16 protein-coding genes are annotated in these 13,801 nt (G+C 64.9%); 9 read left to right on the top strand and 7 right to left on the bottom strand.

Annotation, left to right across the window (positions count from 1 at the left end; translation table 11 throughout):
• Window positions 1–29: 29 nt before the first annotated feature.
• Window positions 30–929 (bottom strand): pirin family protein, encoded by a 900-nt coding sequence (locus tag LDZ26_RS10380; protein ID WP_244847170.1) that lies wholly within the window; start codon window positions 927–929, stop codon window positions 30–32.
• Window positions 930–1,124: 195 nt separating this feature from the next.
• On the opposite strand from LDZ26_RS10380, the gene LDZ26_RS10375 reads away from it, so the two are divergent.
• On the top strand, window positions 1,125–1,424 hold the full coding sequence (locus tag LDZ26_RS10375; protein ID WP_244847169.1) for a hypothetical protein: 300 nt from the start codon (window positions 1,125–1,127) through the stop codon (window positions 1,422–1,424).
• Between the two features lie 182 nt (window positions 1,425–1,606).
• Window positions 1,607–2,488 (top strand): EamA family transporter, encoded by an 882-nt coding sequence (locus LDZ26_RS10370; protein WP_244847168.1) that lies wholly within the window; start codon window positions 1,607–1,609, stop codon window positions 2,486–2,488.
• Between the two features lie 24 nt (window positions 2,489–2,512).
• Here LDZ26_RS10370 and LDZ26_RS10365 read toward each other — a convergent pair whose 3' ends face one another.
• Together LDZ26_RS10365 and tsaE are read right to left on the bottom strand one after the other, a co-directional pair.
• Complete coding sequence (locus tag LDZ26_RS10365; RefSeq protein ID WP_244847167.1) at window positions 2,513–4,033, bottom strand: N-acetylmuramoyl-L-alanine amidase; 1,521 nt, start codon at window positions 4,031–4,033, stop codon at window positions 2,513–2,515.
• Window positions 4,015–4,593: a tRNA (adenosine(37)-N6)-threonylcarbamoyltransferase complex ATPase subunit type 1 TsaE gene (gene tsaE / locus LDZ26_RS10360; protein WP_244847166.1), complete on the bottom strand. Its 579-nt coding sequence runs from the start codon at window positions 4,591–4,593 to the stop codon at window positions 4,015–4,017. Before tsaE ends, LDZ26_RS10365 begins: the two co-directional genes overlap by 19 nt.
• Before the next feature lie 18 nt (window positions 4,594–4,611).
• Between tsaE and queG the strand changes: the two genes are divergently transcribed.
• From queG to xerD, 3 genes are read left to right on the top strand one after another with little or no spacing between them, the layout of a single operon-like run.
• Window positions 4,612–5,871: a tRNA epoxyqueuosine(34) reductase QueG gene (gene queG, locus LDZ26_RS10355; protein WP_244847165.1), complete on the top strand. Its 1,260-nt coding sequence runs from the start codon at window positions 4,612–4,614 to the stop codon at window positions 5,869–5,871.
• Complete coding sequence (locus LDZ26_RS10350) at window positions 5,861–6,385, top strand: methylated-DNA--[protein]-cysteine S-methyltransferase (RefSeq protein ID WP_244849154.1); 525 nt, start codon at window positions 5,861–5,863, stop codon at window positions 6,383–6,385. Before queG ends, LDZ26_RS10350 begins: the two co-directional genes overlap by 11 nt.
• Complete coding sequence (gene xerD, locus LDZ26_RS10345; RefSeq protein WP_244847164.1) at window positions 6,382–7,311, top strand: site-specific tyrosine recombinase XerD; 930 nt, start codon at window positions 6,382–6,384, stop codon at window positions 7,309–7,311. Before LDZ26_RS10350 ends, xerD begins: the two co-directional genes overlap by 4 nt.
• Here xerD and LDZ26_RS10340 read toward each other — a convergent pair.
• Window positions 7,308–8,459 carry an acyl-CoA dehydrogenase family protein gene (locus LDZ26_RS10340; protein WP_244847163.1) on the bottom strand — a complete coding sequence of 384 codons (1,152 nt, stop codon included), beginning with the start codon at window positions 8,457–8,459 and terminating at the stop codon, window positions 7,308–7,310. The two genes, xerD and LDZ26_RS10340, sit on opposite strands and share 4 nt — an antisense overlap.
• A gap of 107 nt (window positions 8,460–8,566) precedes the next feature.
• Between LDZ26_RS10340 and ybaK the strand changes: the two genes are divergently transcribed.
• Window positions 8,567–9,058: a Cys-tRNA(Pro) deacylase gene (gene ybaK / locus LDZ26_RS10335; RefSeq protein WP_244847162.1), complete on the top strand. Its 492-nt coding sequence runs from the start codon at window positions 8,567–8,569 to the stop codon at window positions 9,056–9,058.
• Between the two features lie 48 nt (window positions 9,059–9,106).
• On the top strand, window positions 9,107–9,733 hold the full coding sequence (gene plsY / locus LDZ26_RS10330) for a glycerol-3-phosphate 1-O-acyltransferase PlsY (protein ID WP_244847161.1): 627 nt from the start codon (window positions 9,107–9,109) through the stop codon (window positions 9,731–9,733).
• Window positions 9,734–9,791: 58 nt separating this feature from the next.
• On the opposite strand, the gene LDZ26_RS10325 is transcribed toward plsY, so the two are convergent.
• Window positions 9,792–10,277 carry a YajQ family cyclic di-GMP-binding protein gene (locus tag LDZ26_RS10325; RefSeq protein ID WP_175944867.1) on the bottom strand — a complete coding sequence of 162 codons (486 nt, stop codon included), beginning with the start codon at window positions 10,275–10,277 and terminating at the stop codon, window positions 9,792–9,794.
• A 139-nt stretch (window positions 10,278–10,416) separates the two neighbouring features.
• On the opposite strand from LDZ26_RS10325, the gene murB reads away from it, so the two are divergent.
• On the top strand, window positions 10,417–11,451 hold the full coding sequence (gene murB / locus LDZ26_RS10320; RefSeq protein ID WP_244847160.1) for a UDP-N-acetylmuramate dehydrogenase: 1,035 nt from the start codon (window positions 10,417–10,419) through the stop codon (window positions 11,449–11,451).
• Between the two features lie 57 nt (window positions 11,452–11,508).
• On the opposite strand, the gene argF is transcribed toward murB, so the two are convergent.
• Entirely contained in the window at window positions 11,509–12,438 is a 930-nt protein-coding gene (gene argF, locus LDZ26_RS10315) for an ornithine carbamoyltransferase (RefSeq protein ID WP_244847159.1), read from the bottom strand.
• Window positions 12,439–12,904: 466 nt separating this feature from the next.
• Between argF and LDZ26_RS10310 the strand changes: the two genes are divergently transcribed.
• A complete protein-coding gene (locus LDZ26_RS10310) occupies window positions 12,905–13,240 on the top strand; it encodes a DUF3579 domain-containing protein (protein ID WP_244847158.1) in 336 nt (111 codons plus the stop codon).
• Window positions 13,241–13,384: 144 nt separating this feature from the next.
• On the opposite strand, the gene rpsT is transcribed toward LDZ26_RS10310, so the two are convergent.
• Complete coding sequence (gene rpsT, locus LDZ26_RS10305) at window positions 13,385–13,663, bottom strand: 30S ribosomal protein S20 (protein ID WP_159836876.1); 279 nt, start codon at window positions 13,661–13,663, stop codon at window positions 13,385–13,387.
• Between the last annotated feature and the right edge of the window lie 138 nt (window positions 13,664–13,801).

Here is a 13,801-nt window from a genome sequence, read left to right as displayed (position 1 = left end):
ATGCTTTTCGCAGTTGGGCGCCGCAGGTCTCATGCCTCCGGCGCGCGCTCTTCGCGGCGCGGCGGCGGCAGCGGGATGAATTCGGTTTCGCCCGGAACGTGGCCCATGCGCTGCTCGCTCCACGCGAGTTTCGCCGCTTCTATCTTGTCCCGCGAACTGGACACGAAGTTCCATTCGATGAAGCGCGCGCCGTCGAGCGGTGCGCCGCCGAGCAGCATCACGACCGCGCCGTTCGCGCTCGCGAGCTTCGCCGGCACGCCGGGCGCGAGCACCGCCATCTGCTGCGCGGGCAGGCTTTCGCCGTCGATCGCGAGGTCGCCATCGACGAGATACACGCCGCGTTCCTCGTGCTCCGTATCGAGCGTCAGTTCGCTGTCGGCCGCGAAGTGCCCCGCGACGTAGAGCGTCGGCGAGAACGTGCGGGTCGGGGCCGTGGCGCCGAACGCCGTGCCCGCGATCACGCGCAGCGTGACGCCCGCGCGCTCGATCTGCGGCAGCGTTGCCGCCGGGTGATGCTCGAACGACGGCTCGACTTCCTCGCTCGCCACCGGCAGCGCGACCCATGTCTGGATGCCGTGCATAGTCTGGCCGGCGGCGCGCTCTTCATCGGGAGTGCGTTCCGAATGCACGATGCCGCGCCCGGCGGTCATCCAGTTCACGTCGCCGGGAACGATCTTCTGCACCGAACCGACGCTATCGCGGTGCATGATCGCGCCGTCGAACAGATACGTGACCGTCGCGAGTCCGATATGCGGATGCGGACGCACGTCGAGGCCCTTGCCGGGCACGAGGGTTGCGGGTCCGATATGGTCGAAAAAAATGAAGGGTCCGACGGTGCGCGCGGCGAGCGCGGGAAGGACGCGCCTCACCATGAGGCCGCCGACGTCGTGTTGATGAGGTTTCAACTGCGCGCGGATCGTCGAGGACATGGCAGGTCACCGGAAGGGAGAGGCGGGCGCCGGAATGGCGCACCAGAACCGCCGATTCTACCGGCGGCCGCAGACAGGCGCTCGTCGGCGGTTCGGGCGCGCGCTCAACCCTTCACCGTTCCGTGCGGTCGCGACCGGCCGCGCATTTTGAAGCATGCGTGCAGCTTTGCGCACTCTTGATAGGAGAGAGAAACAATGAGCAAGAACAAGCTGTTGATCGCCATCGCCGCGGGCGTTTTTAGCGCTACTGCCGCCACCGGCGCGTTTGCACAGACTTCGTCGGGCAACTCGTCGGCCGCGATGGGCGGCAATTCGGGCACGGCCGCGCAGGGCGACGCATCGACGGGCGCGGGCGGCGGTTCCGACATGGGCACGACCACGACCAAGAAGCACAAGTCGCACCGGCATACGGGGCATGCGTCGGGAGGCACCAAGAAGACGCCTGCAGTCGAAACGGGCAACAACGCGGCCACGGAGTCCGGCCAGAGCAAGTAAGCGCCCGGCCGCGGCCTTCGTCAGTCGCCGAGCGCCCACGCCCCCGGAACGGGCGCGGGCGCTTTTTCGCTTTGCGCTTCCTAAACCCACGTTGAGCGCAGTTTTTCACAATCCTTCGCAGGTTCGCTTCGCTACACTCGTCCGATCGCTCGCATAGCGCGCACGAAAAGAGGGGAGCGGCGATGTCGCCAAAGGATTTGCTGATAGCAACGGTGGTTATTTTTGCGTGGGGCGTGAACTTCGTCGTCATCAAGCTCGGGCTGCATGGCGTCCCGCCGATGCTGCTCGGCGCGCTGCGCTTCGCGCTCGCCGCGACGCCCGTATTCTTCGTCAAGCGCCCGCAGATTCCGCTGCGCTGGCTCTTTGCGTACGGCCTCACCATTTCGCTCGGGCAGTTCGCGCTGCTCTTCTACGGCATGTATGTCGGGATGCCGGCGGGGCTCGCGTCGCTGGTGCTTCAGGCGCAGGCGTTCTTCACGCTGATCTTCGCCGCGATGTTCCTCGGCGAGCGCATTCGCGCAGCGAACGTGATGGGCTTGCTGATCGCGGCGGCCGGGCTCGCGCTGATCGGCATGCGCGGCGGCCACGCGATGACGCTCACCGGCTTTCTGTTCACGCTCGGCGCGTCCGCGATGTGGGCGCTCGGCAACGTCGCGACCAAGCGCATGGGCAAGGTCGACCTGCTGTCGCTCGTCGTGTGGGCGAGCCTCATTCCGCCGATTCCGTTTCTCGTGCTGTCGCTGATCTTCGAAGGACCGGCGCGTATCGAATCGAGCCTCGCGGCCATTCCGATGGTGTCGGTGCTCGCGGTCTGCTATCTCTCGTTTATCGCGACCATCGTCGGCTATAGCCTGTGGGGCAAGCTGCTCGCGCGGTATCCGGCGGCGCAGGTCGCGCCGTTCTCGCTGCTGGTGCCGGTGATCGGACTGGCGTCGGCGGCGGTGTTTCTGGGCGAGGCGTTGAACGGCACGCAATTCGCGGGCGCGGCGCTCGTCATGGCGGGGCTGGCGGTGAACGTCTTCGGCGGACGGCTCGTGCAGCGGTTTCTGCCCGCGGCGCGTTGACCGAAGGCATGCGCGCTCGTCCGGTCAGGTCATGCGGCTCTTCGCGAGCGGCGGGTTCGCCGCGAAGTACCGCTTGATGCCTTTCATGATCGCGTTGGCCATCTTGTCGCGATACGCGTCGTCGTTCAGGCGCGCTTCTTCGTCCGGATTGCTGATGAACGCGGTTTCCACGAGGATCGACGGAATATCCGGCGCCTTCAGCACGGCGAAGCCCGCCTGCTCGACCGATCCCTTGTGCAGCTTGTTGATGCCGCCGATCTCGTTCAAGACGAAGCTGCCGTAGCGCATCGAATCGCGAATCTGCGCGGTGGTCGACATGTCGAAGAGCGCGCGGTTCACGCTCGCGTCCTGCGTCTTCACGTTGATGCCGCCGACCTGATCCGACGAGTTCTCCTTGTTCGCCATCCAGCGCGCCGCCGCGCTCGACGCGCCGTGTTCCGACAGCGCGAACACCGACGAGCCGCGCGCATCGGGCGTCGTGAACGCGTCCGCGTGAATCGAGACGAAGAGGTCAGCGCCGACGCGCTGCGCCTTTTGCACGCGCACGTTGAGCGGCACGAAGAAGTCGGCGTCGCGCGTCATCATCGCGCGCATGTTCGGCTGGGCGTCGATCTTCGCGCGCAGCTTCTTCGCGATGTCGAGCGCGATGTGCTTCTCGTACGTGCCCGCGCCGCCGATCGCGCCGGGGTCTTCGCCGCCGTGACCCGGATCGATTGCCACGGTCAAGAGGCGCGTCGTGGCCGCGCGGTCCTGCTTCGGCGCGGAGAACGCATAGCGGCTGTCGTCATCGTCGTCGCTCTTCTTCGCGATGACGGGCGGCACGGCGGCGGGCGGCACGCGCGGCTTGACCGTGGGTGGTGCTTTGGCGGCGTCTTCGGGCAGGTCGTTGCCCGCGTACTTCTGGAAGAACTCGTCCGTGGAATCGTGCGCGAGCGGCTTCTGCGCCGTGGCCGGACCCGAGAGCGTGGCGGGCGGCGGCGCGGACGGATTCGGATTCGCGCGATCGAATGCTTCCTGCTTGTGCTCGGTCTGCGCGAGCAGTTCCATCAGCGGATCGGGCGCGACGGCCGGATACAGATCGAACACGAGCCGATACTTGTAGCTGCCGATGGGTCCGAGCGTGAAGACCTGCGGCTTCACCGAGCCCTTGAGGTCGAACACCATGCGCACCACATGCGGCTGATACTGCCCGACGCGCACCGCCTGAATCTGCGGGTCGTTCGGCGTGATCTTCGAGACGAGGTCTCGCAGCGCCTGATCCAGATCGATGCCGTTCAGATCGACGACGAGCCGGTCCGGTCCCTGAAGCAGTTGATTGCTGTTCGTAAGCGGCTGGTCGGATTCGATCGTCACGCGCGTGTAGTCGCGCGCCGGCCACACGCGCACGCCGAGCACGGAACTCGCGTGCGCGAGCTTCGGGCCGACGAGCGCGAGCACCAGCGTCGAAGCGCCCGCGCGCAGCACCTGACGCCTGCGCCAGTTGTGCGGCGCGCTCGCGCTCGATTCGATCGAGTGGAACGGCTTGATCAGCATCTTTCGAGACATGTCTTTCCTGTTTCGCTAAACGCCCGCGCGGTCAGCACGCGGCCTTCTTCTTCGTTCGTCTGCGTCGTCGGTGCGCTGGCGTGAGAAAGCGTCAGCGCGAACACGAGGTCCGGCACGCCGAGCAAGCCGCCCGCTTGCTGCGGCCATTCGACGAGACACACCGCGCCCCGGTCGAAATACTCGCGAAAGCCGGCATCGGCCCATTCGGCCGGATCGGCGAAGCGGTACAGATCGAAGTGATAGACGTCGAGCGGGCCGCCGGGCGCATCGAGCGAATACGGCTCGACGAGCGTGTAGGTCGGGCTCTTCACGCGGCCCGCATGACCGAGCGCGCGCAGCGTCGCGCGCACGAGCGTCGTTTTGCCCGCGCCGAGATCACCGATCAACTGGACCTGCAAGCCGTGGAATGGTTCGGACGAGGTCTGAGCGCGCGTGTATCCGATGGCCTGCGCGAACCGTTCGCCGAATGCGAGCGTCGCGGCTTCGTCGCGCAACTCGAAGCGGCGTTCGATGAGCGCGGCGGGCAGATCGGGCGTCGATGGTGCGGGGTTCTCGGGCATTGCTCGTAAAATAGAGTGATGAACCGTTTGCCGGACCACTCCACTGAAGTCACTGAAATCACGACAGCGACGAGCGCCGCCGCCGTCGAGTCGCGCGCCTTGCATCCGTTAGAGAACGACGAGGCCGCGCTGGCGGAGCTCGCGCAGCGCATCAGGGCGTGGGGGCGCGAGCTGGGATTCGGTGCGGTCGGTATCAGCGATATCGACCTGACGGATGCCGAGGAAGGCCTCGCCAATTGGCTCGAAGCAGGCTATCACGGCGAAATGGATTATATGGCCAAACATGGGATGAAACGCGCAAGGCCGGCCGAGCTTGTGGCCGGCACGCGACGGGTCATCACTGCGCGCATGGCCTACCTTCCCGCTGCGACGCTCGCGCAAACGGGCGATGAAAGTGTCGCGACAGCCGATGGTCAGAAGAACGACTGGCGCGCGGTCGAATGGAAGCGGCTCGGCGATCCCTCGCAGGCCGTGGTGTCCATCTATGCGCGTGGCCGCGACTATCACAAGGTCATGCGTCACCGCTTGCAGCAACTCGCCGAGCGTATAGAGAGCGAGATCGGGCAGTTCGGGCATCGCGCGTTCACGGACTCCGCGCCGGTGCTCGAAGTGGCGCTCGCGCAGAAGGCGGGCAACGGCTGGCGCGGCAAGCACACGCTGCTGCTCGACCGCGATGCCGGATCGCTCTTCTTTCTGGGCGAGATTTACGTCGACGTGCCGTTGCCTGTCGACCCCGAACCCGAGCACGACGGCGCGCATTGCGGCCAGTGCACGCGCTGCGTCGGCGCGTGTCCGACGGGCGCGATCGTCGCGCCGTATCGCGTGGATGCGCGGCGCTGCATCTCGTATCTGACCATCGAATTGCATGGCAGCATTCCCGAGGACATGCGCCCGCTGATCGGCAATCGCGTCTACGGTTGCGACGACTGCCAGCTTGCGTGTCCGTGGAACAAGTTCGCGCAGGCCGCGCCGGTCGCCGATTTCGACGTGCGTCATGGGCTGGATCGCGCGACGCTCGTGGAACTGTTCTCGTGGACCGCCGACGAGTTCGACACGCGCATGCAAGGCAGCGCGATTCGCCGCATCGGCTACGAGCGGTGGCTGCGCAATATCGCCGTCGGCATGGGCAATGCGTTGCGCTCGCCGTTGCAGGGCGAGGAACGCGCGGCGATCATCGAAGCATTGCGAGCGCGCGCGGACGATTGTTCCGGGATCGTGCGCGAGCATGTCGGCTGGGCGCTGAAGCAAGGAGAGACGCATGAAGAGCATGCTGTCTGAAGGCGGCTTTATCACGGTGGACTCGACGGCACCGCCGGCGCGCCGGTTCGATGCCGTCATCGACGCGCCGTTCGGCAAAGTCGGCATACGCGCGGACGATCACGCCGTGCGCGAGATCGTCTATCTGCCGGCGCATGTCGAGAGCATCGAGGCGCACGCGCCGCTCGTGCAGAAAGCCGCCTGTCAGATTCGCCGCTACTTCGAGACGCCGTCGATGCGCTTCGATCTGCCGCTCGCTCTCGGCGGCACCGCGTTTCAACAGCGTGTGTGGCGCGGCATCAGCGGGATCGGGGCGGGGCAAGTGTGGACTTACGGACAACTCGCGCGTGAGATCGGCAGCGTGCCGCGCGCGGTCGGGCAGGCGTGCGGCTCCAATCCGCTGCCGATCGTGATACCGTGCCACCGGGTCGTCGCGGCGGGCGGAATCGGCGGATTCGCGCATCATCCGGGCGATGGCTTCTTCCGTGACGTGAAGCGCTGGCTGCTGGCGCATGAAGGTGTATCCATCGGATGACGAGCCCAATCATTGAAGAACCGCAAACGCCCGAACTGATCGCGAGCAGCGACGCCATCGACCTGTTCTGCGATGCATTGTGGCTCGAACACGGGCTCGCCAAGAATTCACTCGACGCGTACCGGCGCGACTTGCGGCTCTTCGCCGAATGGCTCGCGAAGACGCGCGGCGCGTCCATCGACGCGGCCACCGAAGCCGACATGAACGGCTACATGGCCGCGCGCCGCGGCGACAAGGCGACTTCCGCCAACCGGCGTCTGTCGGTCTTTCGCCGCTATTACGCGTGGGCGATGCGCGAACATCGCGCGAGCGCCGATCCGACGCTCAAGCTCCGTTCGGCGAAGCAGCCGCCGCGCTTTCCTTCGACGCTCAATGAATCGCAAGTCGAAGCTCTTCTGCACGCGCCCGATATCGAGACGCCGCTCGGCCTGCGCGACCGCACCATGCTCGAATTGATGTACGCGAGCGGTCTGCGCGTGACCGAACTCGTCACGCTGAAGACCGTGGAAGTCGGCCTGAACGAAGGTGTGGTGCGCGTGATGGGCAAGGGCTCGAAGGAGCGCCTCGTGCCGTTCGGCGAAGCGGCGCACGACTGGCTGATGCGCTATCTGCGCGACTCGCGCCCGGCGCTGCTCGGCCCGCGCGCCGCCGATGCGCTCTTCGTCACGGCGCGCGGCGAGGGCATGACGCGCCAGCAGTTCTGGAACATCATCAAGCGTCATGCGCTGAACGGCGGCGTGCACGCGCCGCTCTCGCCGCACACGCTGCGCCACGCGTTCGCCACGCACTTGCTCAATCACGGCGCGGACCTGCGCGTGGTGCAACTGCTGCTCGGCCACTCCGATATTTCGACGACGCAGATCTATACGCACGTCGCGCGTGAACGCCTGCAGAAGCTGCACCGCGAGCACCATCCGCGCGGCTAGATGTCCGCGCCGCGCATGAGCCCGCGCGCGATGATGACCTGCTGTATCTGCGACGTTCCCTCATAGAGCCGGAAAAGCCGCACGTCGCGATAGAACCGCTCGATGCCGTACTCCGCGATATAGCCCGCGCCGCCATGCACTTGCACGGCGCGGTCCGCGACGCGCCCGCACATTTCAGTGGCGAAGTACTTCGCGCACGACGCTTCGACGGACACGTCGCGGCCCTCGTCGCGGCGGCGCGCGGCGTCGAGCACCATGCATTCGGCGGCGTACAACTCGGCTTTGCTGTCGGCAAGCATGCCCTGAACGAGTTGGAATTCCGCGATCGGCTGCCCGAACTGGCGACGTTCCATCGCGTAGGCGAGGGCATCGCGCAACATGCGCTTCGCCGCGCCGACCGCGACCGCCGCAATGTGAATGCGACCCTTGTCGAGCGTTTTCATGGCCGTCTTGAAGCCGACGCCTTCCACGCCGCCGATCAGTTGACTGGCGCTCACGCGGCAGTTGTCGAAGATCACGTCGCTGGTATGCGCGCCGCGCTGGCCCATCTTGCGATCCGGCTTGCCGAGCGACAAACCCGGCGTATCGCGCTCGACGATGAACGCCGAAATGCCGCTCGCGCCCTTCGCGTCGCTGGTGCGGGCCATGACGGTGTAGATGCCCGCTTCCGGCGCGTTCGTGATGTAGCGCTTGGTGCCGTTGAGCACGTACGCGTCGCCATCGCGCCGGGCCGTGGTTTTGAGCGACGCGGCGTCCGAGCCCGAATCCGGCTCCGTCAGGCAGAACGAGCCGATCAGTTCGCCCGCCGCGAGCTTCGGCAGATAGTGCGCTTTCTGTTCTTCGGTGCCGTCGAGCAGAATGCCGATCGACCCGATGCCGTTGTTCGTGCCAATCACCGAGCGAAAGGCCGGCGACGTCTGCCCGAGCTCGAACGCGATGCGCACTTCCTCTTCCATCGTGAGGCCGAGGCCGCCGTATGCTTCCGGAATGGTGAGGCCGAACATGCCGATCTCGCGCATGGCGTCGATCAGGTCGGCGGGAATGGCGTCGGTTTCGTCGACTTCTGCTTCGCGCGGCACGAGCTTCTCGCGCACGAAGCGGCGAATGGTGTCTTCCAGGAGCGTTTGAGTTTCGGCGTCGCGGATCATGGCAAGGTCCTGTCGTGAGTCGAACGATCGTACGACATGCCGAGCCGTCGCACCACTAGGCCGAATGGCCGATGGTGAGCGGCATCCCGCGCCGCTACAATGCGTCCATGTCGAAAATCAAACACGTCTCCGAAACGCCTGCGACGCAATTCCTGCGCCGTCACAAGGTGGCGTTCGGCGAGCATCCGTACGATTACGTCGAGCATGGCGGCACCGAGGAATCGGCGCGGCAGCTCGGCGTGGACGAACATTCCGTGGTCAAGACGCTCGTGATGGAAGACGAGCACGCGAAGCCGCTCATCGTGCTGATGCACGGCGACCGCACCGTGTCCACGAAGAATCTCGCGCGGCAGACGGGCGCGAAGCGCATCGAGCCGTGTAAGCCGGAGGTGGCGAACCGGCACTCCGGCTATCTCGTCGGCGGCACGTCGCCGTTCGGCACGAAGAAGGCGATGCCGGTGTACGTCGAATCGAGCATTCTGGATCTGGACACCATTTATCTGAACGGCGGACGGCGCGGCTATCTCGTGAGCCTTAATCCCGCCGTGCTGACCGAACTGCTCGGCGCCAAGCCCGTCCAGTGCGCGAGCGTCGATTAGAATGCTGACCGCGCTTTCGCCCAGACTCGCCACGCTAGAAGAGAACCTATGATTGAACTGATCGTCGCCGTCGTGTCCTATCTGATCGGCTCGGTTTCGTTTGCCGTCGTCGTCAGCGCGGCGATGGGACTCGACGACCCGCGCTCCTACGGCTCGGGCAATCCCGGCGCGACCAACGTGCTGCGCACCGGCAACAAGCGCGCGGCCATCCTCACGCTGATCGGCGATGCCTTCAAAGGCTGGCTTCCGGTATGGCTCGTCGCGCACTTCGGCGCGCGCTTCGGTCTAGATGCAACGGGGCTCGCAACGTGCATCGCGCTGTCGGCCATCGCCGTGTTTCTCGGCCATCTGTATCCGATCTTCTTCAAGTTTCAGGGCGGCAAGGGCGTTGCGACGGCCGCGGGCGTGTTGCTCGCCATTCATCCGGTGCTTGGGCTCGCAACGCTGCTGACGTGGCTCATCATCGCGTTCTTCTTCCGCTATTCGTCGCTCGCGGCGCTCGTCGCTGCCGTGTTCGCGCCGTTGTTTCAGGTGTTTTTGTTCGGGCCGAGCCGCATCTCGCTTGCCGTGCTCGCGATGAGCGCGCTCTTGATCTGGCGGCATCGCGCGAATATTGCGAAGCTGCTGGCGGGCAAGGAAAGCCGCATCGGGGACAAGAAGAAGGCGGCGCAGTAAGCAACAAAAAAGCCGTTCCGGCATTGCGCGGAACGGCTTTTTGCATGGACTTGCGAGATCAGTCGCGGAAGTTATTGAAGTCGAGCGGCGTATCCGTCACTTCTTTCTTCAAGAGCGCGATGGTGCTCTGCAGATCGTCGCGCTTTGCGCCTTGCACGCGCACCGCATCGCCCTGAATGCTCGCCTGCACCTTGATCTTGCTGTCCTTCACGATCTTCACGACCTTCTTCGCCAGATCGCCCGACACGCCTTTCTTGATGGTGACGACCTGCTTCAGCTTGTCGCCGCCAATCTTTTCCTGCTTGCCGTAGTCCAGAAAGCGCACGTCGACGCCGCGCTTCGCGAGCTTCGACAGCAGCACGTCCTTCACCTGGCCGAGCTTGAAGTCGTCGTCGGCATAGAGCGTCAACTCGCGCTCTTTCTGCTCGACGCGTGAATCGGAACCCTTGAAGTCGAAGCGCGTCGAGATTTCCTTATTGGACTGCTCGATCGCGTTCTTCACTTCGATCATGTTTGCTTCGCTGACGACGTCAAACGATGGCATCTGTCTTCCCCTTCTTCGTTGGGCGAGGGCGGGCGCGGCGCGCGCACTCGCTATAATCACGGACCTGACGTCATTCTACCGACGCGCTTTGGTTTTCCCCAAGGCCGCTTCCAATCCAGCATTCGCCACGCGGTTCCCCATGTCCGACGCCTTCTTTCCCGCGCCCGCGCTTCTCGCGGATTACTCGCTGCGTCCGCACAACACGTTCGGCTTCGATGTTCGCGCGCGTCACGCGATGCAGATCGATAGCGTCGAAGCCGCCGCTGCGCTCGCCGCCGACGCGCGGATCGCCAACATGCCGCGCCTCGTCCTCGGCGGCGGCAGCAACGTCGTGTTGACGCGCGATTTCGAGGGCGTCGCGCTCGTCGTCGGCATCATGAACAAGCGCGTGATCGGCGAGGACGACGACGCATATCTGGTCGAAGCCGGCGCGGGCGAGAACTGGCACGCGTTCGTTGCATGGACGCTTGCACAGGGCATGCCGGGCCTCGAAAACCTCGCGCTGATTCCCGGCACCGTGGGCGCCGCGCCGATCCAGAATATCGGCGCATACGGGCTCGAAATGGGCGAGCGCTTCGAGCGGCTTCATGCGGTAGAGCTAGCGACGGGCGCGCGAGCCGAATTCGACCGCGATGCATGCGCGTTCGGCTACCGCGACAGCTTCTTCAAGCGCGCGGGGCGCGGGCGGTTCCTGATCACGTCAGTGGTATTCCGTCTGCCGAAAGCGTGGACGCCGCGCGCCGATTACGCGGACGTCGCGCGTGCGCTGGAAGGCGCGTCGTCCTGTGACGCGCGGGCCATCTTCGACGCCGTGATCGCCGTGCGTCGCGCAAAGCTGCCGGACTGGACCGTGCTCGGCAACGCGGGCAGTTTCTTCAAGAATCCGGTTGTCAGCGCAGAAGCGTTCGACGCGTTGCGCGCGCGCGAACCGGGTGTCGTTTCGTACGCGCAGCCGGACGGCAGCGTGAAGCTCGCGGCGGGCTGGCTGATCGACCAGTGCGGGTGGAAGGGGCGCGGCATCGGCGGGGCGGCCGTGCACGAGCGGCAAGCGCTGGTGCTCGTGAATCGCGGCGGCGCGACCGGCGCGCAAGTGCTCCAGCTCGCGGAAGCGATTAGAAGCGATGTGCTTGCGCGATTCGGCGTCGAGCTGGAGATGGAGCCGGTCGTCGTCTGAAAAAACGAACGCCGCCGGATACAACATCAGGCGGCGTTTTCGTGTGAGTAGAGCTCGTCAGTGGTTCAGCTTGCCGAGCAGCAGATATTCCATCAGCGCCTTCTGCACGTGCAGGCGGTTTTCCGCCTCGTCCCACACGACGCTCTGCGGCCCGTCGATCACTTCCGCGCTCACTTCCTCGCCGCGATGCGCCGGCAGGCAGTGCATGAAAAGGGCATCGGCGTTGGCGCGCGCCATCATGTCGGCATCGACGCAATAGTCCGCGAACGCCTTCTTGCGCGCCTCGTTCTCCGCTTCGAAACCCATGCTCGTCCACACGTCCGTGGTGACGAGATCCGCGCCCGCGCAGGCTTCGTTCGGATCGGCGAATTCTTCGTAGAACGGCGCGCTTTCAGGCGCCACCAGCGCGCGGTCGAGCTTGTAACCTTCCGGCGTGGACAGACGCAGCTTGAAGCCGAGAATCTGCGCGGCTTCGATCCACGTGTACAGCATGTTGTTGGCGTCGCCGACCCACGCGACGGTCTTGCCGTGAATCGGCCCGCGATGCTCGTAATACGTGAAGATGTCCGCGAGCACCTGACACGGATGGTATTCGTTGGTCAGCCCGTTGATGACCGGCACGCGCGAGTTCTCCGCGAATCGCTGGATGATGTCCTGCCCGAACGTGCGGATCATGATGATGTCCACCATGCGCGAAATGACCTGCGCCGCATCCTCGATCGGCTCGCCGCGCCCGAGTTGCGTGTCGCGCGTGCTCATGAACACCGCGTGACCGCCCAACTGGAAGATGCCCGCTTCGAACGAAAGGCGCGTGCGCGTGGAGTTCTTCTCGAAGATCATCGCAAGCGTGCGGTCGTGCAGCGGGTGGTACGTCTCGTAGTTCTTGAACTTGCGCTTCAGAATGCGGGCGCGTTCCAGCACGTACTCGTAATCGTCGAGCGAAAAATCCTTGAACTGAAGATAGTGGCGAATTTTCTTGGCGGTCATGAAACGCAAGCAGCGGCTTCGAACCGGGTGCGCGACTGCCGGAAGACGTCGCTCGACCGGACGGCGCCGCCATCGGGAGTGGGTTGGCGTTCGAGCATAAAGGATTTTGCGAGGTTTGACGAGGCGGCGAAAAGGCCGATAGACAGGCGCGCGAGCCTGTGTGCGCTGCGGAAAAAGGGGCGCTGCGGTATAATTGTCGGCGCTCGTTTCAACAACTCTGCAACACTCAGTAACGCTCAGCACCGTTTCACGCGCATGGTCGGCGTTGGCTCGCAAGAGTCCGCTTGGCGTTCTTTTGCGCTTGCGATCTCTTCGTGCTGCCGAGTCCGCCATCCAGTCGCGGTGGCGGGCGGTCCTCTTCGGCCGCTTCAAAGCGCCGCCCGGCGCTCGTGCCGGCCGGCGCGAGCGCCGCGTCAAGCGTGTGCATTCGCCGGTGCCGCCACCGGCCGACAAAAGGTATTGCTACATGGCTGAATCATCCCCTACCGAGTACTTCATACAAGGCATCACCAAGAGCGGGAGGAAGTTTCGGCCGAGCGACTGGTCGGAGCGCCTGTGCGGTGTCATGTCGGGCTTCGGGCCGAAAGCGAAAGGGCCGAACGCGCGCCTGCAATATTCCATCTACGTGCGCCCGACCATGATCGGCGACATCAAGGTCGTGATCGTCGATTCGCGTCTGCGCGACATCGAGCCGATGGCGTTCGACTTCGTGCTGAATTTCGCGAGGGACAACGACCTCGTGGTGACCGAGGCGTGCGAACTGCCGCCGCATCACGGCACGCAGACGCAGCAGCGTCGCTAGACCGAGAAGCCGCACGGTCGGCAGCAGGACGCAAAAAAGCCCGCGCAAGCGGGCTTTTTCGTTACAGCGCAGCGGAAACAGGAAGCCGTTCCGACGAGCGCGCGATGCTAAAAACCGCGAGCGCCCGCCGAAAACGAGCCGGAATTACTGGGCTGCGGGAGCCTGCAGACCCTTGATGGCTGCAGCCAGGCGGCTCTTGTGACGAGCGGCCTTGTTCTTGTGGATGATCTTCTTGTCCGCGATGATGTCCATCGTCTTGACCGACGACTTGAACACTTCGGCGGCCTTGGCCTGATCGCCGGCTTCGATAGCCTTGCGAACTGCCTTGATGGCCGTGCGGAACTTCGAGCGCAGCGCCGAGTTGTGCGAGTTGGCCTTGGCGGCCTGACGGGCGCGCTTGCGAGCTTGTGCGGTATTTGCCATGACGGTTCCTTATCCTGTTTCTGCTGTTACTTGTCGGAGCGGGCTTCACCTTCTGGCCCGGCGGGCCGGAAGCGGTGATGGATGCGCGCTGCCTTTGATCTGAAATTCCGGTTAGCGATTCAGCGGTTAAGCCATTCG

The organism is Caballeronia sp. SL2Y3, from assembly GCF_022879575.1.
Lineage (GTDB): Bacteria > Pseudomonadota > Gammaproteobacteria > Burkholderiales > Burkholderiaceae > Caballeronia.
Note: the sequence above shows the minus strand (reverse complement) of the source record. Positions and strands in the feature narration are given on the sequence as shown.